Raw genomic sequence first — 1,779 nt, forward strand, 5'->3', positions numbered from 1 at the left:
GCCAGCCCGGCCGCGCCGCGCGCAGCCGCGCATGCGCGCCGATCAGCACGTTGTCGAGCACGCTCCGCTTGCCGAACACGCGGCCGTGCTGGAACGTTCGCGCGATGCCGAGCGCCGCAAGGCGTTCGGGCGCGGTTCCCGTGATGTCGCGGCCGTCGAACGTCACGCGGCCGGCATCGGGCCGGTCGGCGCCCGCAATCAGGTTGAACAGCGTCGACTTGCCCGCGCCGTTCGGCCCGATCACGCTCAGCAGTTCGCCATCGCCGAGCGTCAGGCTTGCGCCGTCGAGCGCGGTCACGCCGTCGAAGCGGCGCGTGAGGTCCTGCACGTCGAGCAAGGGTCGAGTGGTGGTCATCGCATTCCTCCTCACACCGTGCCGAGCAGGCCCTGCGGCCGGAACCGGACGAGCAGCAGCAGCACGAGGCCGTAGATCAGCATCCGGTAGTCGGCCGCCCAGCGGAACAGCTCGGGCAGCCCGATCAGCGCGATCGCGCCGGCGATGCCGCCGAGCACGTTGCCCAAGCCGCCGAGGATCACCATCGTCAGCGCGAGGATCGACACCTGCGAATCGAAGGTCTGGTGATTGATGTAGCTGTACAGATGCGCGGCGATCCCGCCGCTCACACCGGCCGCGACGCCGCCGACCGCGAACGCAATCGCCTTGTAGCGGTTCGGCGCGATGCCGTGCGCACGCGCGGCAACGTCGTCCTCGCGCACCGCGCGCAGCGTGCGGCCGAGATGCGAGCGCAGCAGCCGCACCTGCACGAGCGCGAACACGACGAGCACCGCGAACGTGAACCAGTACGCGGCACGCGCGGTCGTCGCCCACGGCAGCGGTGCAATGCCGGTGATGCCGAGCGGGCCACGCGTGAGGCCGTCCCAGTTCAGGATCACGAGACTCACCACTTCGCCGATGCCGAGCGTCGCGATCGACACGTAATGCCCGCGCAGCCGGAATGCCGGATAGACGAGCAGCGTGCCGAGCACCGCGGTGATCACCCCCGCGCACGGGATCGTCACGGCCGGCGACCAGCCGAGATCCGACGACAGCAGCGCCGACGCATACGCGCCGATCACGAGCAGCGCCGCGTGGCCGAGCGAGATCTGCCCGACGGTTCCCGCGACGAGCGTGAGGCTCAGCGCGAGCAGCCCGTACAGCCACGCGTTCGTCAGCGTCTGCAACACGTACGGCGACGCGCCGAGCCACGGCAGCACGGCCGCCAGCGCGACCAGCCCGACGAGTACCGGACGCGGCACGCGCACGGTCTTCGCGGCCGCGAGGAAGGTGCCCGTCATCGGCTCGGGTGGCAACGCTCGGTTCGCGCTGAACAGCCCGTTCGGCCGCCATACGAGGAACACGATCAGCAGCCCGAACGCGAACAGGTCGCGATAGCTGGTGCCGAACAGCGCGACGCCGTAGCTTTCGACGAGGCCGAGCAGCAGGCTGCCCGCGATCGCGCCCGGCACGTTGCCGAGCCCGCCGATCAGCAGCGCGACCACGCCCTTCAGCGTGGCCTGGAAGCCCATCGCCGGATCGATGCTGTTGTAGTACATGCCGACCAGCAGCCCGCTCACGCCGCCGAGCGCGCACGCGATCGCGAACACGGTCTGGTTCACGCGGTCGACGTCGACCCCCATCTGCAGCGCCGCGTCGCGATCCTGCGCGGTCGCGCGCACGGCCCAGCCGAGCCGCGTGAAGCGCAGGAAGCCATACAGCAGCGCGGCCGCCGCGATGCCGATGCCCGCGATCAGCAGGTCGAGCGAGCCGAGCGTCGCGCC

Annotated in this window: 2 protein-coding genes; both read right to left on the bottom strand. The window is 70.9% G+C overall.

Going from position 1 to position 1,779, the window contains the following annotated elements; genetic code table 11:
• Positions 1 to 355, bottom strand: a 355-nt coding sequence (locus G3N93_RS39575) for an ATP-binding cassette domain-containing protein (protein WP_206135480.1), incomplete at its 3' end; no start/stop codon positions are given.
• Between the two features lie 11 nt (positions 356 to 366).
• Positions 367 to 1,779 (bottom strand): ABC transporter permease (locus tag G3N93_RS39580; RefSeq protein WP_206135481.1); only part of this gene is annotated, 1,413 nt, incomplete at its 5' end.

The sequence above is a fragment of the Burkholderia sp. Se-20378 genome (genome assembly GCF_017104665.1).
Taxonomy (GTDB): domain Bacteria; phylum Pseudomonadota; class Gammaproteobacteria; order Burkholderiales; family Burkholderiaceae; genus Burkholderia; species Burkholderia lata.